At 61.7% G+C, this 25,854-nt stretch carries 23 protein-coding genes; 12 read left to right on the top strand and 11 right to left on the bottom strand.

From position 1 onward, the window contains the following. Positions 1 to 49 precede the first annotated feature (49 nt). Genes CHC01_RS25385 through CHC01_RS25375 form a run of 3 tightly spaced genes read left to right on the top strand, consistent with a single transcriptional unit; the run spans position 50 to position 2,438 of the window. A complete protein-coding gene (locus CHC01_RS25385; RefSeq protein ID WP_089267135.1) occupies positions 50 to 1,651 on the top strand; it encodes a sensor histidine kinase in 1,602 nt (533 codons plus the stop codon). A gap of 45 nt (positions 1,652 to 1,696) precedes the next feature. Beyond that, the gene (locus CHC01_RS25380) at positions 1,697 to 1,915 is read left to right on the top strand and encodes a DUF1289 domain-containing protein (protein WP_068730727.1); all 219 of its coding nucleotides are present in this window, start codon (positions 1,697 to 1,699) and stop codon (positions 1,913 to 1,915) included. Between the two features lie 10 nt (positions 1,916 to 1,925). Then, a complete protein-coding gene (locus tag CHC01_RS25375; RefSeq protein ID WP_089267134.1) occupies positions 1,926 to 2,438 on the top strand; it encodes a TIGR02281 family clan AA aspartic protease in 513 nt (170 codons plus the stop codon). Here CHC01_RS25375 and dusA read toward each other — a convergent pair whose 3' ends face one another. Both dusA and serA read right to left on the bottom strand, forming a co-directional pair. Next, positions 2,439 to 3,434: a tRNA dihydrouridine(20/20a) synthase DusA gene (gene dusA / locus CHC01_RS25370; RefSeq protein WP_089267133.1), complete on the bottom strand. Its 996-nt coding sequence runs from the start codon at positions 3,432 to 3,434 to the stop codon at positions 2,439 to 2,441. 38 nt (positions 3,435 to 3,472) lie between these two features. Then, positions 3,473 to 4,735: a phosphoglycerate dehydrogenase gene (gene serA, locus CHC01_RS25365; protein WP_089267132.1), complete on the bottom strand. Its 1,263-nt coding sequence runs from the start codon at positions 4,733 to 4,735 to the stop codon at positions 3,473 to 3,475. A gap of 378 nt (positions 4,736 to 5,113) precedes the next feature. Here serA and CHC01_RS25360 point away from each other — a divergent pair, with 378 nt between their 5' ends. From CHC01_RS25360 to CHC01_RS25340, 5 genes are all read left to right on the top strand, one after another. Then, positions 5,114 to 6,310 carry an NAD(P)/FAD-dependent oxidoreductase gene (locus CHC01_RS25360; protein ID WP_244558519.1) on the top strand — a complete coding sequence of 399 codons (1,197 nt, stop codon included), beginning with the start codon at positions 5,114 to 5,116 and terminating at the stop codon, positions 6,308 to 6,310. A 157-nt stretch (positions 6,311 to 6,467) separates the two neighbouring features. Further along, a complete protein-coding gene (locus CHC01_RS25355; protein WP_089267131.1) occupies positions 6,468 to 7,325 on the top strand; it encodes an FAD binding domain-containing protein in 858 nt (285 codons plus the stop codon). Beyond that, entirely contained in the window at positions 7,322 to 9,676 is a 2,355-nt protein-coding gene (locus CHC01_RS25350; protein ID WP_089267130.1) for a xanthine dehydrogenase family protein molybdopterin-binding subunit, read from the top strand. The genes CHC01_RS25355 and CHC01_RS25350 overlap by 4 nt, the downstream gene beginning before the upstream one ends. Next, positions 9,673 to 10,152, top strand: a complete 480-nt coding sequence (locus CHC01_RS25345) for a (2Fe-2S)-binding protein (RefSeq protein WP_089267129.1) — start codon at positions 9,673 to 9,675, stop codon at positions 10,150 to 10,152. Before CHC01_RS25350 ends, CHC01_RS25345 begins: the two co-directional genes overlap by 4 nt. Beyond that, positions 10,149 to 12,461, top strand: a complete 2,313-nt coding sequence (locus CHC01_RS25340; protein WP_089267128.1) for a xanthine dehydrogenase family protein molybdopterin-binding subunit — start codon at positions 10,149 to 10,151, stop codon at positions 12,459 to 12,461. The genes CHC01_RS25345 and CHC01_RS25340 overlap by 4 nt, the downstream gene beginning before the upstream one ends. Here CHC01_RS25340 and CHC01_RS25335 read toward each other — a convergent pair whose 3' ends face one another. From CHC01_RS25335 to CHC01_RS25300, 8 genes are all read right to left on the bottom strand, one after another. Next, positions 12,462 to 12,923, bottom strand: a complete 462-nt coding sequence (locus CHC01_RS25335; RefSeq protein WP_089267127.1) for a MarR family winged helix-turn-helix transcriptional regulator — start codon at positions 12,921 to 12,923, stop codon at positions 12,462 to 12,464. It abuts the gene before it with no gap. Between the two features lie 69 nt (positions 12,924 to 12,992). Further along, positions 12,993 to 13,721, bottom strand: a complete 729-nt coding sequence (locus tag CHC01_RS25330; protein ID WP_089267126.1) for an ABC transporter ATP-binding protein — start codon at positions 13,719 to 13,721, stop codon at positions 12,993 to 12,995. Then, a complete protein-coding gene (locus tag CHC01_RS25325) occupies positions 13,718 to 14,488 on the bottom strand; it encodes an ABC transporter ATP-binding protein (RefSeq protein WP_089267125.1) in 771 nt (256 codons plus the stop codon). Before CHC01_RS25325 ends, CHC01_RS25330 begins: the two co-directional genes overlap by 4 nt. Continuing rightward, complete coding sequence (locus CHC01_RS25320) at positions 14,485 to 16,383, bottom strand: ABC transporter permease (RefSeq protein WP_089267124.1); 1,899 nt, start codon at positions 16,381 to 16,383, stop codon at positions 14,485 to 14,487. Before CHC01_RS25320 ends, CHC01_RS25325 begins: the two co-directional genes overlap by 4 nt. Before the next feature lie 70 nt (positions 16,384 to 16,453). Further along, complete coding sequence (locus CHC01_RS25315; protein ID WP_089267318.1) at positions 16,454 to 17,674, bottom strand: ABC transporter substrate-binding protein; 1,221 nt, start codon at positions 17,672 to 17,674, stop codon at positions 16,454 to 16,456. A 303-nt stretch (positions 17,675 to 17,977) separates the two neighbouring features. Next, complete coding sequence (locus CHC01_RS25310; RefSeq protein WP_089267123.1) at positions 17,978 to 18,787, bottom strand: SDR family NAD(P)-dependent oxidoreductase; 810 nt, start codon at positions 18,785 to 18,787, stop codon at positions 17,978 to 17,980. Between the two features lie 52 nt (positions 18,788 to 18,839). Then, entirely contained in the window at positions 18,840 to 19,628 is a 789-nt protein-coding gene (locus CHC01_RS25305; protein WP_089267122.1) for an enoyl-CoA hydratase-related protein, read from the bottom strand. Positions 19,629 to 19,631: 3 nt separating this feature from the next. Continuing rightward, positions 19,632 to 20,492, bottom strand: a complete 861-nt coding sequence (locus tag CHC01_RS25300; protein WP_089267317.1) for an alpha/beta fold hydrolase — start codon at positions 20,490 to 20,492, stop codon at positions 19,632 to 19,634. A gap of 186 nt (positions 20,493 to 20,678) precedes the next feature. Here CHC01_RS25300 and CHC01_RS25295 point away from each other — a divergent pair, with 186 nt between their 5' ends. From CHC01_RS25295 to CHC01_RS25285, 3 genes are all read left to right on the top strand, one after another. Beyond that, positions 20,679 to 21,659, top strand: a complete 981-nt coding sequence (locus tag CHC01_RS25295; protein WP_089267121.1) for an ABC transporter substrate-binding protein — start codon at positions 20,679 to 20,681, stop codon at positions 21,657 to 21,659. A 61-nt stretch (positions 21,660 to 21,720) separates the two neighbouring features. Continuing rightward, on the top strand, positions 21,721 to 22,464 hold the full coding sequence (locus CHC01_RS25290; protein ID WP_176454707.1) for an ABC transporter permease: 744 nt from the start codon (positions 21,721 to 21,723) through the stop codon (positions 22,462 to 22,464). Further along, positions 22,461 to 23,243: an ABC transporter ATP-binding protein gene (locus CHC01_RS25285; RefSeq protein ID WP_089267316.1), complete on the top strand. Its 783-nt coding sequence runs from the start codon at positions 22,461 to 22,463 to the stop codon at positions 23,241 to 23,243. Before CHC01_RS25290 ends, CHC01_RS25285 begins: the two co-directional genes overlap by 4 nt. A gap of 128 nt (positions 23,244 to 23,371) precedes the next feature. Here the strand turns inward: CHC01_RS25285 and CHC01_RS25280 are convergent, their stop codons facing one another. Next, positions 23,372 to 24,220 carry a cyclase family protein gene (locus CHC01_RS25280; protein ID WP_170849696.1) on the bottom strand — a complete coding sequence of 283 codons (849 nt, stop codon included), beginning with the start codon at positions 24,218 to 24,220 and terminating at the stop codon, positions 23,372 to 23,374. Positions 24,221 to 24,515: 295 nt separating this feature from the next. Between CHC01_RS25280 and pncB the strand changes: the two genes are divergently transcribed. Further along, positions 24,516 to 25,817 (top strand): nicotinate phosphoribosyltransferase, encoded by a 1,302-nt coding sequence (gene pncB, locus CHC01_RS25275; protein WP_089267118.1) that lies wholly within the window; start codon positions 24,516 to 24,518, stop codon positions 25,815 to 25,817. Positions 25,818 to 25,854 lie beyond the last annotated feature (37 nt).

Raw genomic sequence — 25,854 nt, 5'->3', positions numbered from 1 at the left:
GGTCTGTGAAAAACCGCACGCGTTTGCGTGCAGGATTTGTGTACGAGTGATGAGTGAGCCCGCCGCCAGGCCCGAGGTCGTCCAGCTTCCGGCTGAAACGCCCGTCGCTGTTCCGCCGCGCAATCGCCGGGCGGCACAACAGCGGGTGCGCGAAGCGCGCGACCGGCTGACCTCGACTTCAGGAACGCGCCCCGCTTTCGATCGCGAACTGCTCCGCCAATACGCCCAGACCCGCCTCTCCGCCTCGCTCGTCATCACGCTGCTGGTGGTCGGCACAGGCATCCTGTTCGGGTTCTGGATGCAGCCGCTGCCGGCCGCCGCATGGTCATGCGGAATGCTGTGCATTCACGCGGTGATCCTGCGCGCCTGCAATCGCTATCTGGCGGAAACACCGACACCCAGCAGCACGCATAAATGGCGGCTGCGCTTTATCTTTCTGGACCTGCTCTACGGCCTGTCGTGGACGGTGATCCTCGTGCATCCGACCGGCGTCGACGTCGTCTCCAATTCGCTGATGATGTTCCTGATGCTGCTGGTGGTCGCGGTCTCCAGCATGCTCGCCGCGAGCCTGCCGATTGCCGCCTTTGCCGCCACCGCGCCCGTAACCCTCGGCGTGGCGCTGAGCTTCATCCTGCGCGGCACCTTCGACAACTACGTGCTGGCCGTTCTGGCTGTCGCAGCCGAAGGCTATTTCGCGCTTCTGGCGCAGCGGCTGCATTCGACCACGCTCGCGACGCTGGAAGCCCGCGCCGAGAAGGACGCCCTGATCGGCGAACTCGAACAGGCCAAGGCCATCTCCGACGAAGCGCGCCACCGCGCCGAAGCCGCCAATGTCGCCAAGTCGCGCTTCCTCGCGCAGATGAGCCATGAATTGCGCACGCCGCTGAACGCCATTCTCGGCTTCTCCGAAGTGATGAAGAGCGAGATCTTCGGTGGCCATGCCGTGCCGGTCTACAAGGACTACTCGGCCGACATCCATAATTCCGGCGTGCACCTTCTGAATCTCATCAACGAGATCCTCGATCTGTCCCGCATCGAAGCCGGCCGCTACGAACTCAACGAAGAAGCCGTCTCGCTCGTGCATGTCGTCGCGGACTGCCATCACCTCCTGAAGCTGCGCGCATCGAGCCGCGGCATCACCATCCACGAAGTATTCGAACACGGCATGCCGCGGGTTTGGGGCGACGAGCGCGCCTGCCGCCAGATCGTGCTGAACCTGCTGTCGAATTCGATCAAGTTCACGCCACAGGGTGGCGAGATCTGGCTCAAGGTCGGCTGGACCGCCTCCGGCGGCCAATATCTGAGCTGCAGGGACACCGGCTCGGGCATCGCCGAAGACGAGATCCCGATCGTGCTGGCCTCCTTCGGCCAGGGATCGAACTCGATCAAATCGGCCGAACAGGGTGCCGGTCTCGGTCTGCCGATCGCCAAGAGCTTGATCGACATGCATGGCGGCACCTTCACGCTGAAATCGAAGCTGCGGGTCGGCACCGAGGTGATCATCACTTTCCCGCCGGAGCGTGTGATGTCCGCGCTTGCTCCGATGGCGCCCGATGGGCCACCGCTGCAACCCGATTACGAGATGAACGTCGCCGACGAAAAGCGTCGGGCCCGCAACAAACCCATCATGAATGCAGGAACCGGGCTGTGATTTCGACGCTTGCGCAAGCGAGCCGATCCGCTTCAATATTACTGGATGAGCAAAGAAACGCCGTGCATCGCAGTCTGCTTCATCGACCCCAAGACCAAGCTCTGCCTCGGCTGCGGACGCACGCTGCCGGAGATCGCGCGCTGGGGAAAAATGGACAGTGCGGAGCGTCTGGATACGATGGCACTGCTACCGGCCCGCATGGCCGAGGCGGGGCTGGAGCCTTCGTCAACATACGCAGCGAAGAGGACATCCGCGGCCACCTGAGAGGCTCGCCATGAGCCGGGTTTTTCTTCTCGTCGTCGTCATCGTCGCGACTGCGGGCGCCGCCCTCGCCTATGGCGATCCCAAACAAATTTCCAAGGCCGGCAATCTCGTCACAGAAATCTTGCGCAAGCAAAGCCCACCGCCACTGCGGCTGGTCGACGTCCCGCGCGGCAACACTGGCGAATTCGGACTTCAGGCGAAGATCAACGGCGTCAAGACAGCCATGGTGATCGATACTGGCGCAACGTCGGTGGTGCTGACTTATGAAACCGCCAAGGCCGCGGGTCTGCCGCTCGAATTGCTCGACTACAATGTCGATGTGGAAACTGCGGGTGGTCGCACCAAGGCGGCACGATTGACGCTGGATCGCCTCGCCGTCGGCAAGCTGGTCGAGCGATCCGTCCCGGCACTGGTGGTGCCGCGCGGCCAGATGAAGACCAACCTGCTCGGCATGAGCTTTCTCGACCGCCTGGAAAGCTGGGAAGTCCGCGCCGACAGACTGATGCTGCGCGGCTATCCGTAACTAGGCCGCGACCGACTCCGCAGGCTCATCCTCGACCAACGTAATTGCCTCGCGCAGGACATTGATGCTCGCACCATGCTTGACGCCATTCTCCGCCAGATAACGCCGGAATGCGCGTGCGCCGCGCACGCCGTGGAACGCGCCGACAAAATGCCGGGTGATCGAATGCAGCCGCGTGCCCTGCGCGAGTTGATCCTCGATATAGGGCATCATCGCCGCGAAGGCGTCTTTCATCGTCGCATGCGGCGCGGGCTCGCCGAACAATTCGGGATCCACCGACAGCAGCCGCCACGGCTCCTGATAGGCCGCGCGGCCGAGCATCGCGCCATCCACATGCGCCAGATGTTCGGCGGCTTCAGTGATGCCGATGATGCCGCCATTGATGACGATCGGCACGTCGGGCATTGCCGCCTTGAGCCGATAGACGCGGTCGTAGTTCAGCGGCGGAATGTTGCGGTTCTCTTTCGGCGACAGGCCATTGAGCCACGCCTTGCGCGCATGGACGATCAGACCATCGGCGCCGGCGGCGACCACCGCGCGCGCCAGCGTGTCGAGGGCCACTTCGGGATCCTGATCGTCGATGCCGATGCGGCACTTCACGGTGACCGGCACGTCCACCGCCTGCTTCATCGCGGCCACACCGCGCGCTACCAGATCCGGCTCGGCCATCAGGCAAGCACCGAAGCGGCCGTCCTTCACCCGATCCGAGGGGCAGCCGACATTGATGTTGATTTCGTCATAGCCGAAATCCGCGCCGATCTTCGCAGCCTCTGCGAGGTGCGCCGGCTCCGAACCACCAAGCTGCAGCGCCACCGGATGTTCGCTGACGTCAAAGCCAAGCAACCGCGCGCGGTCGCCATGGATCACGGCGCCCGTCGTCAGCATCTCCGTATAGAGCCGCGCCCGTCGCGACAGCAGACGATGGAAGACGCGGCAATGCCGGTCGGTCCAGTCCATCATCGGGGCAATGGAGAAACGGATGTCCTCGTGCTTCAAGCGTCTATTCCATGTCGTTCGTTGAGCAGAACCAGGGCTCAGTCTTTGTATTCATACAACAAGCGGGCGCGGATCGTACCTTCCAGCGCCCGAATATCTGCCAGCACCCGCTCGCTATCCGCCGCCGATGCGTCGGCATCGAGGACGACATAGCCGATGTCGTTGTTGGTCTCGTAATATTGCGCGGCAATGTTGACCGCATGGCGCGCCAGCACCTCGTTCAGCCGTCCCAGCATGCCCGGAACGTTGCGCTGGACCTGGATGAACCGGGTACCTGACGGGCGTGCCGGCAGTTGTACCTGCGGGAAGTTCACCGTGCCCATAGTCGACCCGCTGTCGCTGTAGTCGATCAGTTTGCGTGCGACTTCCGCACCGATGCGCTCCTGAGCTTCTTCGGTGGAGCCGCCGACATGCGGCGTCAAGATGACGTTCTCCAGACCCTGCAGCGGGGTAACGAAGCGCTCCTGATTGGAGCTGGGCTCGACCGGGAATACGTCGACGGCCGCACCGCGCAATTTGCCCTGGCGCAGTGCATCGGCCAACGCATCGAGATCGACCACGGTGCCGCGGCTGTTGTTGATGAAATAGGCGCCGTCCTTCATGGCGGCGAATTCGTCGCGACCGATCATCCCCTGCGTGGCCGGTGTCTCCGGCACATGCATGCTGACCACATCGCTCTGCGCCAGCAGTTCCTGCAGGCTTCCGACAGGTTCGGTGTTGCCGTGACGCAATCGATCGGTGTGATCGTAGAAGATTACGCGCATGCCCAGCGCTTCCGCCAGGTTCGAGAGCTGCGAGCCGATGCTGCCGTAGCCAACGATGCCGAGCGTCTTACCGCGCACTTCATAGCTGTTATTGGCCGATTTCTCCCAACCGCCTTCATGCGCCAGATTGGAGCGCGAGATGATCCGGCGGAACAGCATGACGATCTCGCCGATCACCAGTTCGGCAACCGAGCGCGTATTCGAGAACGGCGCATTGAACACCGGAATGCCACTACGGCGCGCCGCGTCGATATCCACCTGATTGGTGCCGACGCTGAAGCAACCGATCGCGATCAGCCGGTCCGCGGCATCGAGCACGTCCTGGGTGATCTGCGTGCGCGACCGGATACCGAGAATGTGTACGCCCTTGAGTGCTTCCTTCAGCTCATTGCCACCGAGCGCCTTGGAGAGCCGCGTCACGCTCGAATAGCCCGCTGCCTCGATCAGCTCGACCGCGCTGTCGTTCACGCCTTCGAGCAGAAGGATTTTGATCTTGTCTTTCGGGAGGGAAAGCTGCGGCAAAGGCAGGCTGTTCATGGTCACGGTCGCGGCGTCCTTTGAGCAATGAATGAGATAGAAACCACGCTGGAGCGGTAAAGCCCCGGTTGGTCCGGCTCACATCGTCTGGTTTGGTTTGGCGCCTGTTTAACGTCACCGCGGCGATCTTGCTACGGGTATCTAACCCGTTGAAATCACTTATCTCTAATCCAAGATGATGAGGGACCGGCGCGCGACCCTACCTGAGACCGCGAGAATCTGGAGCAGCCTGCGCGCCCGCGCGCTCCCCCAGGGAACGGAACAGGACCCGGGAAATTGTCACGTGACTTCAGTACGAGGCGCGGACAGCGCCTTCCTTCCCCAGCCTCATGGTGCCCCATTTCCGATCTCAATCCCGATACCACCGAGCACGCTGATTTGCGCGGCGGACATTCGCCGTGGTTTGCCGGCCTGCAGCATGCCCCCCGTCGGCCCCTTACCGAAGACATCACATGCGATGCCCTGATCGTCGGCGGCGGCATCACCGGCGCCCTGATGGCCGAGCAACTGACGCGGCAGGGACTGGATGTGGTGATCGTCGATCGCGAATTGCCTGGGCGCGGCAGTACAGTAGCGAGCACGTCGATGCTGCTGTGGGAGATCGATCGTTCGCTGCAGGAGCTGACACATCTCTATGGCTATGAGCGCGCCGCGCGTGCCTATCGCGCCAGCTATGACGCCGTCCATGGATTGAAGGCGCTGGTCCGGACGCTCAACCTGCGATGTGACATGCGCCCGAAGGACTCGCTCTATCTTGCCGCAGGCGAAAGTGCCAAAGGGCTGATCGAGGAACACGCGCTTCGCGCGCGCGCCGGCCTGCCCGGCACACTCCTCGATCACAAGACCCTCCTGTCCGAATACGACATTGCCCGGGCGGGTGCCATCATCTCGCCGGACTCGGCAGATTCCGATCCGTTGCAACTGGCACTGGGGCTGCTGAATGTCGCGACGGCGCGCGGCGCGCGATTATTCGAGGCGGAGACGGCCGCGTTCGACTCCGCAGGCCACGCCGTCGGCGTTCAATTGACGGACGGCCGTATCGTCGAGGCGCGCCATGTCGTGCTGGCGACGGGCTATGTGATGCCCGACATCGTGCACACAACGGTACAGAAACCCTCTTCGAGCTGGGCGATCGCGACGAAGCCGCAGCCGGACAGACTCTGGCGCGACGGCGTGCTGATCTGGGAAGACAGCAAGGATTATCTCTACGCCCGAACCACCGCATCCGGCCGCATCATCATCGGCGGCGAAGACAGCGACGAGATCATCGATCCCGATGCACGCGATGCCCTGATACCTGCCAAGGCACGTGCGCTGAAGGAGAAGCTCGCATCACTCTGGCCACGCGCCGAACTTGCCATCGACTATCGCTGGGCCGGCACTTTCGACACCACGCGCGATGGCCTGCCCCTGATCGGCCCTGTCCCCGGCCATCCGCATCTCTATGCCGCCTATGGTTATGGCGGGAACGGCATCACCTTCAGTTATCTTGCAGCGCAACTGATCGGCGGGATGATCGCGGGCAAACGCTCGCCATTGCTGGATGACTTCGCGCTGCAGCGCGATATCGCCTGAAACTTAGCGCGCTCGACTCGGCGAATTCAGCTATCCCCATGTGATCAAAACGCAGGCGGCGAACGCCCCGTTTTGCGTCAGCGACACTGATTGACTTCCAAAAGACGATTGTTAGCATACAAGTGAATTTTGGCCCTCCTGCCCGGGGTTTTTCCATATGAAGCCGGCGCCGTTCACGCGACACGTCCCACGCACCGTGGATGAAGTTGTGAGTGCATTGGCCGAGTTTGCGCCGCTCGATGGCCGCATTCTGGCGGGCGGCCAGAGCCTGGTGCCGATCATGGCGTTCCGCATGGCGCGGCCAGCACACTTGATCGATATCAATGAGGTCGAAGGGCTCGACCGCCTCGCTGTCGACGGCGACTATCTCTCGATTGGCGCGCGGGTGCGCCACGGCGCATTCCACAAGCCTGTCATCGACGGTCCGCTCGGTAAGCTCCTCGCTTTCGTCGTCAGCCACATCGCGCATTATCCGATCCGGATGCGCGGCACGTTTTGCGGCAGCCTCGCCCATGCCGATCCTGCATCGGAGTGGTGCCTCGTCGCGGCAACACTGGACGCCCAACTGGTCGTGAAGAGTGTGCGCGGCGAACGCATCGTGCCTGTCACCGATTTCCTCGAAGGCATCATGTCGACATCGCTGGCCGAGGACGAATTTCTCGCCGAAGCACGGTTGCCGCTGCTACCCGACGATACCAAATTCGGCTTCTACGAGTTCAGCCGCCGTGCCGGCGATTTTGCGATGTCTGCCGCGCTCGTTACCTATCGTCTCGTCGATGGCGTGATCGCCGATGCGCATGTCGGCATCGGCGGTGCCGAGGATCGCGCGCGGCGCATTATCGAGGCCGAAGACGTCTTGAACGGTAACGCGCCCTCGCCGGACCTGTTCGTCGCCGCCGGTGAAGCCGCAGCGAATGCAATCGAACCCCTGGAGGATATTCAGACCACGGCCGAATATCGCTGCGATCTGGTCCGCGCCGTGACGCGCCGCGCGCTGGAGCGGTCGACGCAATGACGATCCACACCAAGGGCACCGGCACGACCTGGGTCGGGCGCTCGATCCGCCGGCTCGAAGATCCCGCCCTCGTCACCGGCCGCGGCCGCTTCACGGCGGATATGCCAGCCACACACTGGGTGCGCTTCGTCCGCAGCAGCGTGGCTGCCGGAACGATCGAGAATATTGCGGCACCAGAGGGCACAGGCATCGTCACGGCCAAGGACCTCGCAAAGCTGAAGCCGATCCGGCCGATGCTGAGCAAGTTCAATTATGTCGCGGTCGGTCAGCCGATCCTTGCCGATGGAGTCGTGCGGTTCACAGGTGAGTCCATCGCGGCCGTCTACGCGTCGAGCAAGGATCAGGCGGAGGACATCGCCGATCAGGTCGAGGTCGAGATATCCCAAGGCGCACCGCTGATCGACGCGATGGATGCGCTCGCCGAGGACGCTCCGCTGGTTCACGCCGACACCAAGCACAACGTGATCGTCGAGGGTCGCATCGCGACACCCGGCTTCGAGGATGTTTGGAAGACCGCACACAAGGTGCTGCATGTTGAAGCGCGCTCGCACCGTCAGAATGCGACGCCGATGGAGGCCCGCGCAGGTCATGCCTCCTATGACGCATCGACCGGTCGCGTGACACTGACCTGCACCACACAGATGCCGCATCTGACGCGCACGGCGGTGTGCGACATCCTCGGCATTCCGGAATCGGATCTGCGTGTCATCGCGCCTGACGTCGGCGGCGGCTTCGGCCAAAAGATGTCGCTGGCGCCGGAATATGTGCTGCTGGTCTGGCTGGCGCGCAAATTGCGCAGCTCCGTGGCCTGGACCGAGGATCGCCGCGAAAACCTGATTGCGAGCTTTCACAGCCGCGATCAACACGTCCAGCTCGAAGGCGCATTCGACAAGAGCGGAAAGCTGCTCGCTTTGCGCGGCGACATTGTCGCGAATATCGGCGCCTATTCCTGTTTCCCGACGACCTGCGGCGTCGAGCCCTTGATGGCACTGGCCGAGCTCCCCGGCCCCTATGACGTCCGCGCCTATGACTGTCGCTCGCGCGGCGTGATGACCAATACCTGTCCGATGGCGCCCTATCGCGGCGTCTCGCGGCCGGTCATCACCTTCGTGCTCGAACGCTTGATGGACAAGGCTGCCGCAGCCTTCGGCATAGAGCCGACCGAACTACGCCGCCGCAATCTGATCGACAAGTTCCCCTACACGTCGGCGACCGGGCTCGTCTTCGATGACGGTAGCTACAAGGAAACCATGGAGATGGCCATCAAGGCCATCGACCTCGACGCATTCCGCAAGCGCCAGAAGCTCGCGCGCGATGCCGGCCGCTATCTCGGTATCGGCTTTGCCACCTTCTCCGAGCGTACTGGCTATGGCAGCCCGGCTTTCGCGGCACGCGGGATGGAGATCACTCCTGGCTTCGAGACCGTGTATCTGACCATCGATCCCTCGGGCTTCGTCGAAGCGCGGATCGGCTCGTCGCCGCATGGCCAGGGACTGCGCACATCACTGGCGCAGATCATCGCCGACGAGATCGGCATCGATCCGGAATTCATCAAGGTCGTTCACGGCGACACAGACCGCTCGCCCTATGGCTGGGGCACATTCGCCAGCCGCTCTCTGGTGCTGTCGGGCGGCGCCAGCCTGCTCGCCGCGCAAAAGATCCGCGCCAAACTGCTGAAGATGGCGAGCCATCTGCTGGAAGCCGCGCCCGAGGACATCACGCTGCAATCCGGATCGGCGCATGTCATCGGCACCGATCGCTCCGTCACCATCGCGTCGATGGCGCGTGCGGCCTATCACCAGACCCACATCTTCAAGGGCGAGATCGAACCGGGCCTCACCGAGACCGGCACCTACGATCCGTCGGGCACCTTCTCCAACGCCTGCCATGTCGCGATTGTCGAGGTCGATATCGAGACCGGCCGCGTCGAGATGGAGAAATTTCTGGTCGCGGAGGATGCCGGGCTGATCATCAATCCGATGATCGCCGATGGTCAGGTCCATGGCGGGGTCGCTCAGGGCATCGGCAACGCGCTGCTGGAAGAGATCATCTATGACGAGACCGGCAACATCCTGACCAGCACGCTGGCGGATTTCCTGCCGCCGACGACGCACGAAATTCCCGAGATCGAGTTGCATCACATCGAGACCCTGACCGGTAACTCCATCACCAAGGCCAAGGGCCTCGGCGAAGGCGGCGCCATCGGCGCGCCGGCAGCGGTGATCTCCGCAATCAACGACGCGTTGTCCTGCTTCGGAATCTCCATCGACGAAATGCCGGCAACGCCGCAGCGCATTCGTGCGGCGCTGCGCGCAAGCGGAAAATTGCCAAGCAACGGAAAACTTGCATGAGCGACAAGACCGACATCACCCTCATCATCAACGGCCAGTCCCACGCCATCTGCGTCGAGTCGCGCCGGACCCTCGCCGACGCGATCCGCGAGGATTGCGGTCAAACGGGTACGCATATCGGCTGTGAGCACGGCGTGTGCGGCGCCTGCACGGTGCTGGTGAATGGCGAACCGGTGCGCTCCTGCCTGATGTTCGCGCAGCAGGCGGACGGCAAGCAGATCCGCACCGTCGAAGGCCTCGCCGATGGCGACGAGATGCATCCGATGCAGCGCGCCTTCATGGAGAACCACGGCCTGCAATGCGGCTTCTGCACACCCGGCTTCCTGATGCTTGCCGTCGGCGTGCTGGAGCGCGAACCGGATATTTCCGACCATGATCTGGTCGACGTGCTGTCGTCGAATCTGTGCCGCTGTACCGGCTACCAGAACATCATCAAGGCGGTCCGCGCCGCCGCGGTGGAGATGCGCCAGTCGTGACTGCTGCCGCCAAACCGGGACTGGTTGGCCAATCCGTCACTCGCAAGGAAGACGGCCCGCTGCTGCGCGGCCAGGGCAAGTTTGCCGCCGATATCAATTTCCCGAACCAACTCCATATGCGTGTGGTGCGCTCGACCTACGCCCACGGCAATATCGTCTCGGTCGATCTCGCGCCGGCTCTGGCGATTCCGGGCGTGGTCGCCGCCTGGAGCTTTGCCGATGTCTCCGAGATTCCGCCGATTGATTTCCGTCTGACGCGGCTGGAGCAACTCGCCGCCTATCGCCAGACCATTCTGGCCAAGGACAAGGTGCGCTATGTCGGCGATCCCGTCGCCGTCGTGTTCGCCGAAGACCCCTATCTTGCCGAAGATGCCGCCGAGCATGTCGAGGTCGAGATAGAAGAACTGCCGGTGATCCTGCAGGCCGATGGCGAGGTCGGCGAGTTCCGCGACGGACTACCGACCGAGACCGCACTGATCGAGAAAGGTTATGGCGACGTCGATGGAGCGTTCGCCAAAGCGCATGCCGTAGTCAGCCTTTCGCTCTCCATCGGCCGTCATTCCGGCGTTCCCCTGGAGACGCGCGGGGCCATTGGCCGTTACATCGCCGAGACAGACATGCTGGAAATGTACGGCGCTGCGAAAGTGCCGCACTGGAATCGCGACCAGCTTGCGAAAATGTTTGGCCGCACCGCTGCCAACACCAATCTGTTCGAAGGCCATGTCGGCGGCGGCTTCGGCATTCGCGGCGAGATGTATCCCGAAGACGTACTGGTGTGTCTGGCCGCGCTGCGCCTCGGCCGCCCCGTGAAATGGATCGAGGATCGCCGCGAGCATCTGATCGCGGCCAATCACTCGCGGCAGCAGACCCATCACATCCGCGCGGCGATCGATCGTGACGGCAATATTCTGGCCATCGACAACGAGTTCTTCCACGATCAGGGCGGCTATATGCGCACGCATGCCGCCACCGTGCCCGACCTCGCCGCTGCGATGCTGCCCGGCCCCTATCGCATTCCTGCCTATCGCGTGCTCGGCCATATCCGCCTGACCAACAAGACGCCTGGCGGCACCTATCGCGCGCCCGGCCGCTATGAGAGCACTTTCGTGCGCGAACGCTTGCTGGATGCGGTCGCGGCCAGAGTGGGGATCAGCGGCGTCGAGGTCCGTCGCCGCAACCTCATCGCGACCGGCGAGATGCCGGTCACGCGTGCATTGGAAACGCTCGGCACCGACATCGTGCTGGATTCAGGCGACTACCCGAAGCTGCTGGACAAGGCGCTGAATGGCATCGGCTGGGACGACCTGCAGACGCAGATTACGTCGCGTCGCAAGGCGGGCGAACTGGTCGGCTCCGGTGTCGCCATGTTCGTCGAGAAAAGCGGTCTTGGCCCGTTCGACGATGTGCGGATCAATGTCGGGACCGACGGGCTCGTGGAAGTCGTCACCGGCGCCGCTTCGGTCGGCCAGGGCGTCGAAACTGTCATCGCTCAGATTTGCGCAGAGAAACTCGGCGCCAGCTATGACAATGTCAGCGTGATCCACGGCCAGACCAACCGTATCGCCAGAGGCCTCGGCGCGTTTGCCTCGCGCGTTTCCGTGATGACCGGCGAAGCGACGCGGCAAGCCGCGCTGAAGCTGCGCGACAAGGCTCTCGCGGCCGCAGCTGAATTGATGCAGTTGACGGCCGATCAACTCGATATCGTCGATGGCGAGATTGTCCGCCTCGATGGCGGCACTGGCCCATCAATGACGCTCGCCGAGATCGCAAAGGCGCTGGAACCGGGAGGCAATCTGGTTGGTGATAGCGAACCTGGCCTGTTCGCCGAAGCATCGTTCGAATCCAAGCATATGACCTACCCATACGGCGTCCATGTCGCCGTCGTCTCGTTGGCGCGCGATACAGGCGGCATCAGCGTCGAGCGGTATCTTGTCGCCTATGACATCGGCAAAGCGATCAACCCGATGCTGGTCGATGGCCAAATCGTTGGCGGCGTGGCCCAAGGCATCGGTGGTGCGCTTTATGAAGAGTTCACCTACGACGACCGCGGCGAACCGCTGGCGGTAACCTTCGCCGACTATTTGATGCCGACGGCCCGCGAAGTACCTGATGTCGAAGTGATCATTTCCGAGGATGCGCCGAGCCCGCTCAACCCAATGGGGCTCAAGGGCGCCGGCGAAGGCGGCACCAATGCCGTCGGCGCGGCGATTGCAGCGGCGATCGACGACGCGCTCGGCCAGCCCGGCGCCATCACGCAGCTGCCGGTCTCGCCGCAGAGGATCAAGGCGCTGCTCAATAGCAAAATGTGATCAGGTAATCTTCTTCAGCAATCGCGTCAGTGTGCGTTGCTCTTCGGCGGTCAAGGGGCGCAGCGTCTTGGCGCTGACCTCCGCCGCGACGCGGATTGCGGCCTCGACCACACGGGCGCCCTTCTCGGTCAGCGACACTGCACGGCGACGGCGATCCGTGGGGTCGCTACCAGTGGTGATGAAGCCGCGCAGACCCAGTCGGTCCACCACGCCCTTGATGGTCGCGGCATCGAGATAGACCAGCCGCCCGAGATGGTTCTGTGAACTCGGGCCGACCTCATGCAGCTTCGCCAGCACGGCGAATTGCGTCTGGGTCAGATCCTCGATCATGTTGGACATGAAGATGGAGGTGTGGCGCTGCATCGCCACGCGCATCAGGAAGCCGACTTGGGAGTCGAGGACATAGTCCGGCGATGGCTCCGCGGTCGGAAGGGCCTTCAGCTTGGTCGGTTTCTGCGCCATGTCGTCCCCGATGATCTCTTGCTAGTTATGAACGATCTTCGGTTGCCGCGACAGTTGAAGTTTTGGTCGTTACACCGTCAAATAAGCGCGTTGAATGTCAATATTCTCCGCAAGCTCGGCCATCGTGCCATTCCATTGGATCTGGCCCTTTTCGAGGACATAGGCCCTGTCCGAGACCAGTTCGGCGAAATGCACGTTCTGCTCCGACAGCAGGATCGACACCCCGGCCTTCTTGAGCTCGAGAATGGTATTGGCCATCAACTCGACGATCAGGGGGGCAACGCCCTCGGAGGGCTCGTCCAGCAGGATCAGCAGCGGATTGCCCATCAGCGTCCGTGCCACGGTGAGCATCTGCTGTTCGCCACCGCTCATCCGCCCTCCCGGACGGTTCGGCATTTCGCCCAAGTTCGGGAACAGCGCCAGCAGCTTCTCTTCGGTCCAGACCGGCGCCGGAACGCCGTCGCTGAACTTGCGTGGCTGCTGGCGGCCGATATCGAGATTTTCCAGCACCGTCAGATCGGAGAAAATACGACGGTCTTCCGGCGTGAAGCCGAGGCCGAGCCGCGCTATCTCGTAAGGCTGCCGGCCGGAGATATCGTGGCCATCGAACCGGATCTTGCCGGTAGACTGCGCCATCAGGCCCATGATGGCTTTCATGGTCGTGGTCTTACCGGCACCGTTGCGGCCCATCAGTGCGACGACTTCGCCGCGCCCGACATTCAAGCTGAGGTCATAGAGGATCTGCGCGGCTCCGTAAGACGCACCGAGATTTTCGACCGAGAGCATCGGGGCGCTCATCTATGTGCCTCCGATTTCTGGAATGTCTTGCCGGTGCCGAAATACACTTCCCTCACCTGCGGATTGTCGCGGATCGACTTCGCATCGCCGTCGGCGATCAGCCGGCCCCGCGCCAACACGATGATGCGATCAGCGAAGGCGAACACGACATCCATCGAATGTTCGGTGAACAGCACGGAGATGCCCTTCTCGATCACCAGACGTTTCACCAGCGCGATCAGATCGTTGCGCTCCTTGGGCGCCATGCCGGCGGTCGGCTCGTCCATCAGCAGCAGCCGTGGATCGTTGGCGAGCGCAATCGCAAGCTCGACACGCTTGACGTCGCCATAAGCCAGTTCACGGCTCGGCCGATCAGCGGCGTCCTGCATGCCGACCTGGGCCAGCAACTCCAGCGCGCGCTCGCGATGCAGCGAGGATGCCGGCTTCCACAGCCGGTAGACCTGATTGGCGTGGGAGATCAGCGCCATCTGCACATTCTCGACGACCGTCATCGAGTTGAAGGTGGCGGCGACCTGAAAGGTACGACCAATACCAAGGCGCCAGATATCGCGCGGTTTCCTGCCATTGAGCTTGGCGCCCTCGAACCAGATCTCGCCGGAATCCAGCGGCAACTGGCCGTTGATCATGTTGAAACAGGTCGACTTGCCGGCGCCATTGGGGCCGATCAGCGCAAGGAATTCACCACGCTTGATGTCGAACGACACTTCGTTGACGGCACGCACGCCGCCGAAGGATTTCGAGAGCGAACGAATGGCGAGGTCGCTCATGATGCGGCCTTCGATGTTGTCTTTCGTCGCGAGATCAGCTTGACGAAGCCGCCGACGATGCCACTCGGGAACGCAAGCACCAGCAGCAGAATGATGCCGCCGAGCAAGGCCCGCCAGTATTCTGTGGAACGCATCATGAAATCCTGCAGCACCGCATAGACCGACGCACCGACGATTGGGCCGGTCAGCGTCTGGATGCCACCGAGCAGCACCATGACGAGACCATCAATGGAGCGGCTGACGCCGATGGTCTCCGGCGAGATCGAGCCCTTGGCGAAGGCGAACAATCCACCGGCGATGCCGCAGATGCCGCCAGCAATGGCGAAGGCCAGCCAGTGCACACGCTTGACATCAAGACCGATCGCTTCGGCGCGCAAGGGAGAGTCACGCCCTGCCCGCATCGCGTAACCGAATGGCGCGAACAGGAATTTGCGGAGTAGCAACACCCCGAGCGCAGCGAGTGCGAGTGTCAGGAAATAGAATGCTCCACGGCTGTCGAATGGCACCGACGGCCACACCCCGAGCACGCCGTTGGAGCCACCTGTGAGTGTTTCCCATTGGAACACGGCCGCCCATACGATCTGGGCGAAAGCCAGCGTGAGCATCGCCAGATAGACACCAGACAGACGCACGGCGAACCAGCCGAACAGCAGCGCGCCGACCAGCGCCAGCACTGGCGCGGCTGCCAGTGCGAGTCCCATCGGCGCCGCAAACCATTTCACCAGCAGCGCTGCGCCGTAAGCACCCAAGCCAAAATAGGCCGCGTGGCCGAACGAATGCATGCCACCCGGCCCCATGATGAAATGCAGGCTCGTTGCAAACAGCACGGCAATCAACACGTCGATGCCGAGCACGAGCGTATAGGGCGAGTTCTTGGCGATCAGCGGCAGGCACACGAGGACGACCAGAAGAATGAGGCCGGCAATCTTCGTGGCCGTTGTCGCCGGACGTAGCGGCTCTTCGGGCTCCGCGACACTGCGCACAGCCACCTGCTCCCGACCGAGCAAGCCGTAGGGCCGTGCGATCAGCACCGCGGCCATCACGAGAAATTCGGCAACCAGCGTCATCTTGGAGAAATTGACGGTGAAGCCGCCAAAATTCACGACGCCAAGGCCGATGCACAACGCCTTCACCTCGGCGATGATGACCGCCGCAAGATAGGCGCCGGAGATCGAGCCCATGCCGCCGACCACAACGACGACGAAGGCGTCGCCGATCACGATCAAGTCGGTCGCCAGAGTCGCAGGCTCACGCGCGATCTGCAGCGCACCGCCAAGACCTGCGAGCAAAGCGCCCAGCGCGAACACGCCCGTGAACAGCATGGCCTGGTTGACGCCGAGCGCGCCCACCATCTCACGGTCCTGCGTGGCTGCGCGCATCAAACGACCGAAGCGGGTCTTGGCCAGCGCCAGATGCAACATCCACAGCACGAACGGGCCAACGAAAATCAGGAAGATATCGTAAGTGGGCAGCCGGCGGCCGAGCACCTCGATGGAGCCGGTCAGGCCTGGCGCGCGCGGGCCAAGCAAATCCTCAGGGCCCCAGATCCACAGCGTCGCGTCGTTGATAACGAGCACCAGCGCGAAAGTGGCGAGCAATTGAAACAACTCAGGCGCGCGATAGATCCGCCGCAGCAGAAGGATCTCGATCGCAGCGCCGATCAGGGCCACCAGCAATGCGGTCAGAACAATGCCGCCCCAGAAGCCGACGGCACCGCCGACCTTGGTGGCGATGCTGTAGGCGATATAGGTCCCGATCATATAGAGCGACCCGTGAGCGATATTGACGATCCGGGTGACGCCGAAAATCAGCGACAACCCGGCCGCCACGAAGAACAGGCCGGAGGCGGCCGACAGGCCGTTTAGTGCCTGAAACAGAAACGCGTTGAAACTCATCGGAGGAATCCCCCTCCCCGCGTTGAACGTGCGAGGAGAGTATCAACGGCGATCATCGTCGTGCTTCCTGTTACTCGGTCGCGGGACGGAGCTTCTTCACTTCTGCGTCGCTGGGCAGCACAGATGCACCATCGACATATTTGAAGTCGCTCATGGTGCCTTTGCCGCCTTCGAGCGCGATCTTGCCCACGTAAGCGCCCATCGTCGCCTGATGATCGCTGGCGCGATACATGAACGGACCGAACGGGCTGTCGAGTTTCAGACCTTCAAAGGCCGTAATCAGCTTGTCGGTGTCCGTCGAACCTGCCTTGGCGATACCGGCAGCCAGAGAAGTCATCGTGACATAGCCGACGATCGACCCGAGACGCGGATAGTCGTTGTACTTCTTCTGATAGGCCGTCAGGAACGCCAGGTATTCCGGGGTCTTAATCTTGTCCCAGGGATAGCCGGTGACGATCCAGCCAACGGGCGCTTCCTCCTTCACCGGATCGAGATATTCCGGCTCACCCGACAGCAGGCTCACGACGGTGCGATCCTTGAACACGCCACGTGTGGTGCCTTCACGGACCAGCTTGGAGAAGTCCGCGCCGAACAGCACATTGAAGATCGCGTCCGGCTTGGCATCGTCAATGGCCTGCACCACGGCGCCGGCATCGACCTTGCCGAGCGGCGGTGCCTGCTCGGTGACGAATTCGATGTCAGGCTGCTTGGCCTTCATCATTTCCTTGAAGGTCGCGACCGCCGCCTGGCCATATTCGAAGTTCGGATAGACCAGTGCCCAACGCTTCTTCTTGGCAGCAAGCGCATCCGGCAGCAGCATCGCGACCTGCATATAGGTCGTGGCGCGCAGGCGGAACGTATACTTGTTGCCGTTCTGCCAGGTGATCTTGTCGGTCAGCGGTTCTGCAGCGAGGAAGAACACTTTCTTCTTGCCGGCGAATTCGGTCACCGCGAGACCGATATGCGAGAGGAACGTGCCGGCGATAATGTTGACGCCTTCGCGCGTCACCAGCTCATCAGCCACGCGTACTGCATCGCCCGGCGTCGAGCCATCATCGCGCGAGATCACTTCAAGCTTCTTGCCAAGCACGCCGCCCTTGGCATTGATCTGCTCGATCGCCAGCTCCCAGCCCTTCTTGTAGGGATCGAGGAACGCGGTCTGTGTCTTGTAGCTGTTGAGCTCACCGATCTTGATCGTGTCCTGCGCGAGAACCGCGTGGCCGAACGACAATGTCAGTGCGCCGGCCATTGTGCCGGCAATCGCGAGTGAGTGAAGGGAACGAGCCGTCATCATGATCGAACTCCGTTGTGATCGACGTTTGCGATAGAAGTGATTCTCGCCGAAGCCTTCGCAAGAAACGGATCAACCGTTCGCCCTTGCGTCGCTTGCAGCCCATGTTTGCAACGCGAATTAGTTTGTACGCAAATAGTCCGGCGCACCCTCTTCGTTGTCAAGACTGGTCTTGGTGCAACATGCCTAGCACACCGCTGAAGTTTTGATCATCCGATGTCAGCAGATTGCGTGCGCAACTGCGGCGTAATTTCGCAGAGCCGCGCAGCGGGTATTCCGCCGCCGCGCGTCCTGTTTTGACGACTACCGATCGCGGAAACGGTCCATCAGCGCCTTGTCCTGACCGCCATCGATTTCGATCATCGTGCCGTTGGCCATCTGCACCAGAGGCGACGCGAGCATGACCACGAGGTTTGCAACTTCCTCGACTTCGGCGATGCGGCCGAGCGGGATCGAGGCCGGCGCCAGCTTGTCGGCTTCCTCGTAGGAGATCTTCATGTCGCGCGACATGGCGTTGACGAGGCCAGCCCAGCGCTCGGTGCGAACCGGGCCCGGATTGACGGCGCAGAACGAGATGTTGTGACGGCCGTACTGACCGGCGAGCGACAGGGTCATGTTCTGACCAGCAGCGTTCGCAGCACCCGGTGCGATTTCCCAATACGATGGCTTGACGCCGTCATTGCCGATCAGATTGACCACGCGGCCACCACCCTGCTTGACCATGATCGGCAGAGCGTAGCGCAGGCAGCGCACATAGCCCATGAATTTGAGCTGCAGCGCCTGCTCCCAGTCGGCTTCGGTGAGCGTCTCGATGACGCCGCCCGGTGCCGAACCGGCATTGTTGATCATCAGATCGATGCTGCCGAGTTCCTTGGCGGCCTTCTCGACGAACGCCTTAGCGTCGGCGTCCTTGGTGAGGTCGGCGGTGATTGCGACAACCGTCACGCCGTAAGCGTTCCTGATCTCTTCGGCAGTTTTCTCGAGCGGCTCCATACGGCGGGCGCAGATGGCAACATTGACGCCCTCCTTTGCCAGCGTCATGGCAATCGCCTTGCCTATACCTTCGCTGCCGCCGGTGACGAGAGCGCATTTGCCTTTGAGTTGGAGATCCATGTGCGTGTCCTTCTGAGGTTGGCGGAAGTGAAAACGAAAATTCTTAGGTCAATCAGCTTCCCCTAAGGCGCGGGGGTCGTTTCTCGGCAAAGGCCTTGCGGCCTTCGGCGTAGTCGGCGCTGGCGTCCGCCGCGGCATAGAACTGCTCGGCTTCAGCCAGGAGTTCGGCGTTGTTGGTGCTCAGCGCACGGATCGCAGCCTTGGCCGCCTTGATCGTCAGCGGCGCATTGCCCGCGATCTTCCTTGCAAGCTCACCGGCCAGCGATTCAATGTCAGCCTTCGGTGCGATGACATGCACCGCGCCCAGCGCGTGAGCGCGCATGGCAGGCAGACGATCGGCCGTAAACAGGACTTGCCGCGTCGCACCGGCGCCGAACACGCGAATGAAACGCGCGATGCCGCGCGGATCGTAGCCCAGACCGAGCTTGGCGGCGGGTACTGCGAAGAAGGCATCATCCGCAGCAACGCGCATGTCGCAACTCGCAGCAACGGATGACCCGGCACCCATGCAGCCGCCATAGATCAGGCCGATGGTCGGCTGCGGGATCGCCTCGATCGCCAGACAGGTATTCTCGACCAGATCGTCATAGGCCCGGGCATTGCCCTCGCCTGATCGAGCCGTGGCAAAGTCGGAAATGTCTGCGCCCGCGGAAAACATCAGGTCGCCCTCGCCGCGGATGACCACGACACGGATATCCTTGCGGGTGGCGACGTCGCCGGCAAAGGCGGCGATCTTGTTCCACATCGCCGTGGAGATCGCGTTACGTCGTGCCGGATTGGCCAGACGCAGCGTTGCGATGCCGTCCGCAATATCAATGACGATATCGCCGGGCGTGCTCATCGCTCAGGCCGCCGGCTTGTGCGACATCCAGCGACCGGACTCGGCCGCCGGGAAAAGCTCAGCCAGCGCTGCATTGAATGCCGCCGGCTCTTCGCTGGTGATGGTATGGCCGGCACGCGGCAATACCAGAAGACCTGCTGTCGGCACCGTACGCTTGAGAAAGATGCTGGGATCGAGGCACCAATCGTCCTCGTCGCCGACGATGATCAGCAGTGGCGGCGTGAATGTCTCGAGTTGCGGCTTCATCTCCCACAGCATCGGCCGCTTGGCCTGCAGCTCGCGCATGGTCAGCGCGTGCCCGACCGGAGAATGATCCGCCAGCATGCGCGCAAACTCGGCGAAACCACGCGGGTCCTTGTTCTTGTGCGTCTGACGCGTTGCACCATCGGCATAGCGCGCTGCAGCGGTCGGAAAATCGACTGTCTCGAACATTTTTGCGGTTTCGCGCGAGGCTGCACGGCCCTGCTCCACAAAGGCAGGATCGGGACTGGAGCCATAGCCGCAGCTTGCAGCGGTTACCGACAAACAGCGATCCGGATAGTGAATGCCGACATGCAGCGCCGTCGATGCGCCCATGGAATGACCGACGATATGCGCCTTGTCGATCTTCAGTGCATCCATCAGTGCGATGACGTCATCGCGTGCAATATCCTGGCCGTAACGCGCTGGATCGGTCGGTACATCCGATGGCGGATAACCGCGCTGGCTGTAGGTGACGCAACGATAAGAGCGCGAGAAGTAACGAAGCTGCGGCTCCCAGGTGCGGTAATCTCCCGCATACTCATGAACGAAAACCACAGGACTCCCGGTGCCGACTTCCTCATAATAGAGTTGCGTCCCGTCGGGCGTCGTCACGTGCGGCATCATCGCCTCCTGCAGCCAGAGCAGATTTCATTTGTACACAAACGAAATGCTAGTAGCGTTATTTCACGACTGCAAGAGGATTTAGTGGATTCAATTTTGGCATATCATTTGCTTACAAACAAATATCGCAACGCCGCATAAACCGATCGAAAAGCCACGCGCCACAACGTTTCTTGAGGAGATGTCATGACCGGTCTTTCGCGACGCGCCTTCACAATGGGCACGGCTGCTACGCTGATGAGCAGCGCGCTCGCAACAAATTCGCAGGCGCAGGTGCCGACAAAAATCCGCGTGGGTAGCCTGACACTTCCCGTCTTCGCGCCGATCATCATCAACATCATGAAGGCGCAGAAGTTCGATACCAAGAACGGTTTCGAGGCCGAAGTTCAGGTCTACCCTTCTTTCTCCTCTTATTATGCGGGCCTCGCCACCGGCGAAATCGACACGCTGATCGGCGGGCCCACCTACTTCCAGAAGCTGCGCCTCGAAGGCGTGCCGCTGCAAATCGTCGCAACAGGTGCCACGCTCGCCGATCTCGTCATCATCACCAAGGACCCGGCCATCAAGTCGCTGGCCGACCTGAAAGGCAAGCAACTCGCCGCCGATATGGGCAGCGGGCAATTCCAGATCCTGTCGATCTACGCGAAATCCAAAAAGATGGACCTCGCCAAGGACATGACATTGGTCAACGCGAACTTTGCTGTAGCGCGTGCGCAGCTTGCCGCCGGCCGCGTCGATGCCGCGATGATCATCGAGCCGATCGCCACCATGATGATGAAGGACGATCCGTCGCTGAAGATCATCTTCAACGCCAATGACGGATGGAAAGAGATTGCGGGCACCACCGGCTGGGAGCTGGTCTATGCCATGCGCGAGGATACCATCAAGAAAGCCCCGGATGCGCCGAAGAAGTTCGTCGCGGCGCTTGCGGACGTCACCAAATATCTGCGCAGCGATCTGGATGGTGCCGACAAGATCGCAGTCGAGACCGTGAAGCTGCCGCCCGGCATCTTGAAGGAAGCCGTGCTCGCCAAGCGCTGGGACTTCGACGCCAAGCCAGCCTGGGACGCAACCGAACGCAAGAGCATCTGGGATACGTTCGAGCGCGCCGTCGCCGCCGGCTTCCATCCAAAGCTGCCTGACGAAGCGATCATCTATGCCCCCTGACGAGCCGAGACCTGCCACGCCATTCGAGGAACCGATCTTCGAAAGGTCACCGCGAAGCCTGATGATCTCCAGCCTGCCGCGCGAGACGATCATATCGATCGTGCTCTTCGCAGCGGTCTGGCAGGTCATGTCCTATCTGGCACCGTCGCTGGGCATCCCCGCTTTCGCGATCCCGGGCCTCGGGCGTATTGCCGAAAGCCTGACCAAGATCACCCCGCTCGACGTCGCAGTGACGCTCGGCCGCGTACTGCTGTCGCTGGTCGTCTCCTTCGTCATCGGACTATTGGTGGCAGTGCTGATGTATCTGTCTGACAGCGTCGAGAAATATCTGCGCCCGATGGTCCGTATCCTGATGGCCGTACCAGTCGTCTCCTGGATCCTGTTCGCGGTATTGTGGTTCAAGGGCGTCGAATTCCGCATCGTCTTCGTGCTGGTCGTGGTCTGCGCCCCGGTCTTCACCGTCGATGCCCTCGACAACATGCGCGAGGTGTCGCGCGATCTGAAGCAGATGATCCGCTCCTTCCGGCCGACGCCATTGCAGTTCTTTCACAAGCTGATGCTGCCTGCGATCACGCCGGGGATCATCACGAGCTGGAAGATCACACTCAGCCTGGCCATCCGCGTCGTGACCATCGCCGAGCTGGTCGGCGCAGTGACCGGCATCGGGCATCAGCTCTCGGTGGCCCAGGAGTTGTTCTCCGTGGCCGACGTGTTTGCCTGGACGCTGGTGCTGGTCGTGCTGCTGTTCTTCCTCGAAGCATTGCTCGTCAGGCTTGAAACGCACGTATTGCGGTGGCGGGCATGACGGCAGCTTCAGCACCCATCGAGATCGCGCAGTTGCGCAAGATATTTCGCCAGACCACCTCCGGCCAGTCGATCACGGCCATCGATCAGTTGTCGCTGCGGATCGATCCCGGCGAACTCATCGCCATAGTCGGCAAGACCGGCTGCGGAAAGTCGACGCTGTTCGATCTGTTGATCGGGCTCGAACATCCCACCGCCGGCAGTATCACCATCGGCGGAAAAACACCCTATGACGACTTCAATGCCTTTCGCGGCAAGATAGCGACGATCTTCCAGCAGGATCGGCTGTTTCCGTGGCGCTCCGCGCTCGACAACGTCAAGCTCCCGCTCGAACTGATCGGCATCGCTGAAGACGTTCAGCAGGAGCGCGCGATGACCTGGCTGAAACGGCTGGGATTGGAAAAATTCGCTAACGCCTATCCGCGCGAACTTTCCGGCGGCATGCGCCAGCGTGTGGCGATTGCGCGCGCCTTTGCCGTACAGCCGGAGATCCTGTTGGCGGATGAATCTTTCAGCGCGTTAGATGAAGTCACCGCCAACGAGCTGCGCAAGACCTTCGTCGATCTGGCACGGGAGTTCAAATCGACCGCGATCCTGATTACGCATCAGCTCGAAGAGGCCATGGCGGTGGGCGACCGCATCGTCGTGTTCGGCAAGTCAGCGGCGCTTTTGGCGGACGTGCGAATGTCGGACTGGGATCGTGCGGACTATCCCCTGCTCCGCGAGGCGATCCAGAATACGCTGCAGGCAAACGTGCCAGATGCGAGACTGAGGCGCTAGACAACGATCCACCGACCTCTCCACGTCGTGCCCGGGCTTGTCCCGGGCATCCACGACTTGGCCGCTAGTCCAGACGGACGTGGGTGGCCGGGACAAGCCCGGCCATGACGGTGTGGACCTAAACTACATCACCCCATGATCGCCTTTGCGGCATTGCCCATGGCTTCCACCGAGGCATCGCCCGTATCTGTGAAGCACAGGATACGACACGGGCATGACTCAAGCCCATCATAGCGCCACGGGAATGCACCGATCAGGCAGCGCTGGTTCAGCATCAGTTCGATGTCGCCGCCGATATTCTCGGCATGCAACAAGCCTTCCTGGAACGCGTAATTGTGGAACGGAAACATGTCGGCAGTCACGTGGCGGCCCGAGAGCTTGTGATTATACTCAAACGTGCCGAAGAATTCCGCCGGCGTCTTGCCGTGCTTCTTGGTGAACTGCGCAGCGATGTCCGGTCGCATGTTGCGGATCGAGGTGTTCATCGAGTGATCGCAGGAGCCCGTGTCCATGCCGAACCACTTGATCTTCTTCTCCAGCATCCAGTGCAGCGTGTCGAGATTCGGACCGGGGTGATAGCAGAAGTACTTCACCAGATCCTGCTGCGCCTGACCTTCGTAATATTTGTGCCAGCCGGTGTGCAGGATCAGAATGTCACCTTCGCGAATATCCGCGCCGGACTTCTCAAGCATCTCCGGCGTGATGACCGCCCAGTCATGCATCTGGCTTGAGATGTCGACCACCACGCCGCGATTGAACAGGTAGTCCAGCGGCAGCGAGGCCATGTCGCCCTTGCGCCCGTCGGTGGCGTGCATCGCGCCGTCGAAATGGGTGCCGGCATGCAGCGCCGTCTCGATCCGCTGCGCCACGATCATCTGCGTCTGCAGGTTCTGCGCATAATACATCTTGTTGCCGGCATAGCCGACCCAGCCGGGCGTGTGGATGTTCATGACGTGGGAGAGATCGACGACTTTCATGGTGCTGTCCTTCATCGTTTCGGGGCGCCCACCGGCAGGTGGAAATCGTAAGCATGCAAACAATTCTGCGCAATGCCCCCAGATGCAGGATCAGGGCCAAAAACAGACGGACAAACGCTGGGCTGCCACGACAATCCTCGATTGTGAAAGCGCCGTTCAGCGCTTGCGTTGACATCGATAAACCCGGCGGATACGCCAATTTAATGAACTGCTGCAAAGACAGCGTCAGCGATGCGGCCACTGCCGTTTCGGTGCAGGTGCCACGATCAGGCACGTTACCAGGAGTGGCGTTGCCATGATGGATTTCGCCACCCGGGTCCACAACCACAACTACCGGCTTGATCCGATCATCCGGTCGCTGCTGGACACCGACTTCTACAAATTCCTGATGCATCAGTTCATCTGGATGCTTTATCCGAAGGTGCCCGTGACCTTCGGCCTGATCAACCGCACCAAGACCGTCCGCCTTGCCGAGATCATTCCGGAAGCGGTGCTGCGCGCGCAGCTCGATCATGCCCGCACGCTTTCATTCCGCGAGAACGAACTGATCTGGCTGGCCGGCAACCGCTTCTATGGCCGCCGCGACATTTTCCGTCCTGAATATATCGAATATCTGCGCAGCTTCAGGTTGCCTGACTACAAGCTTGAGACCATCGATGGTCAATATGTCCTCACCTTCGAAGGTGACTGGGCCGAAGTCACGATGTGGGAGATCTACGCCCTCGCCATCGTCAGCGAATTGCGATCGCGGATCGCCATGGCCACGCTGGACAAGTTCGAGCTGGATATTCTCTACGCCCAGACCAAGACCAAGATCTGGAACAAGATCAAGAAGCTGAAATCCTATCCGGACATGCGGCTCGCGGAATTCGGCACCCGTCGCCGCCACGGCTTCCTGTGGCAAGAATGGGTGACGGACGCGATGGCCAACGAGCTTGGCCGCAGCTTCGTCGGAACGTCGAACGCCCTGCTCGCCTTCAAGCATTCATTCGAAGCCATCGGCACCAATTCGCACGAACTGCCGATGGTGTTCGCCTGCCTCGCCGAAAACGACGACCAGCTGAAGACCGCGCAATATGACGTGCTGGCGAAATGGCAGGAGGTCTATGACGGCGAATTGCTGATCATTCTGCCCGATACGTTCGGCATGACGCAGTTCCTGCGCGACGCACCGCCCTGGGCCTCACAATGGACCGGCATGCGCATGGACAGCAAGGAGCCGGTTGCGGCGGGCGAAGAGATGATCGCCTGGTACGCTATGCGTGGCGAGGATCCGCGCAAGAAGCGCGCGATGTTCAGCGACGGCCTTGAGGTCGACCTGATGATCGATCTGCATCAGCGTTTCCGTGGGCGCATCCGCGAGAGCTTCGGCTGGGGCACCATGGCCACCAACGACTTCCGCGGCGCGCATCCGCGCGGGCTCGATTCACTCGACCCGATCAGCCTGGTCTGCAAGGTCACCTATGCCAACGGCCGCTCGGCGGTGAAGCTCTCGGACAATCCGGCCAAGACCACCGGCAGCAGCCCTGCAGAGATCGAACGCTATCTGCGCATCTTCGGCCGCGAGGGCGTCGCCGAACAGCCGGTGATCGTCTAGCCAGAACCGCAAACGCAAAAAAGCGCCGCCCGGTTTC

This window comes from Tardiphaga sp. OK246, from assembly GCF_900188215.1.
GTDB classification, from domain to species: domain Bacteria; phylum Pseudomonadota; class Alphaproteobacteria; order Rhizobiales; family Xanthobacteraceae; genus Tardiphaga; species Tardiphaga robiniae.
Note: the sequence above shows the minus strand (reverse complement) of the source record. Positions and strands in the feature narration are given on the sequence as shown.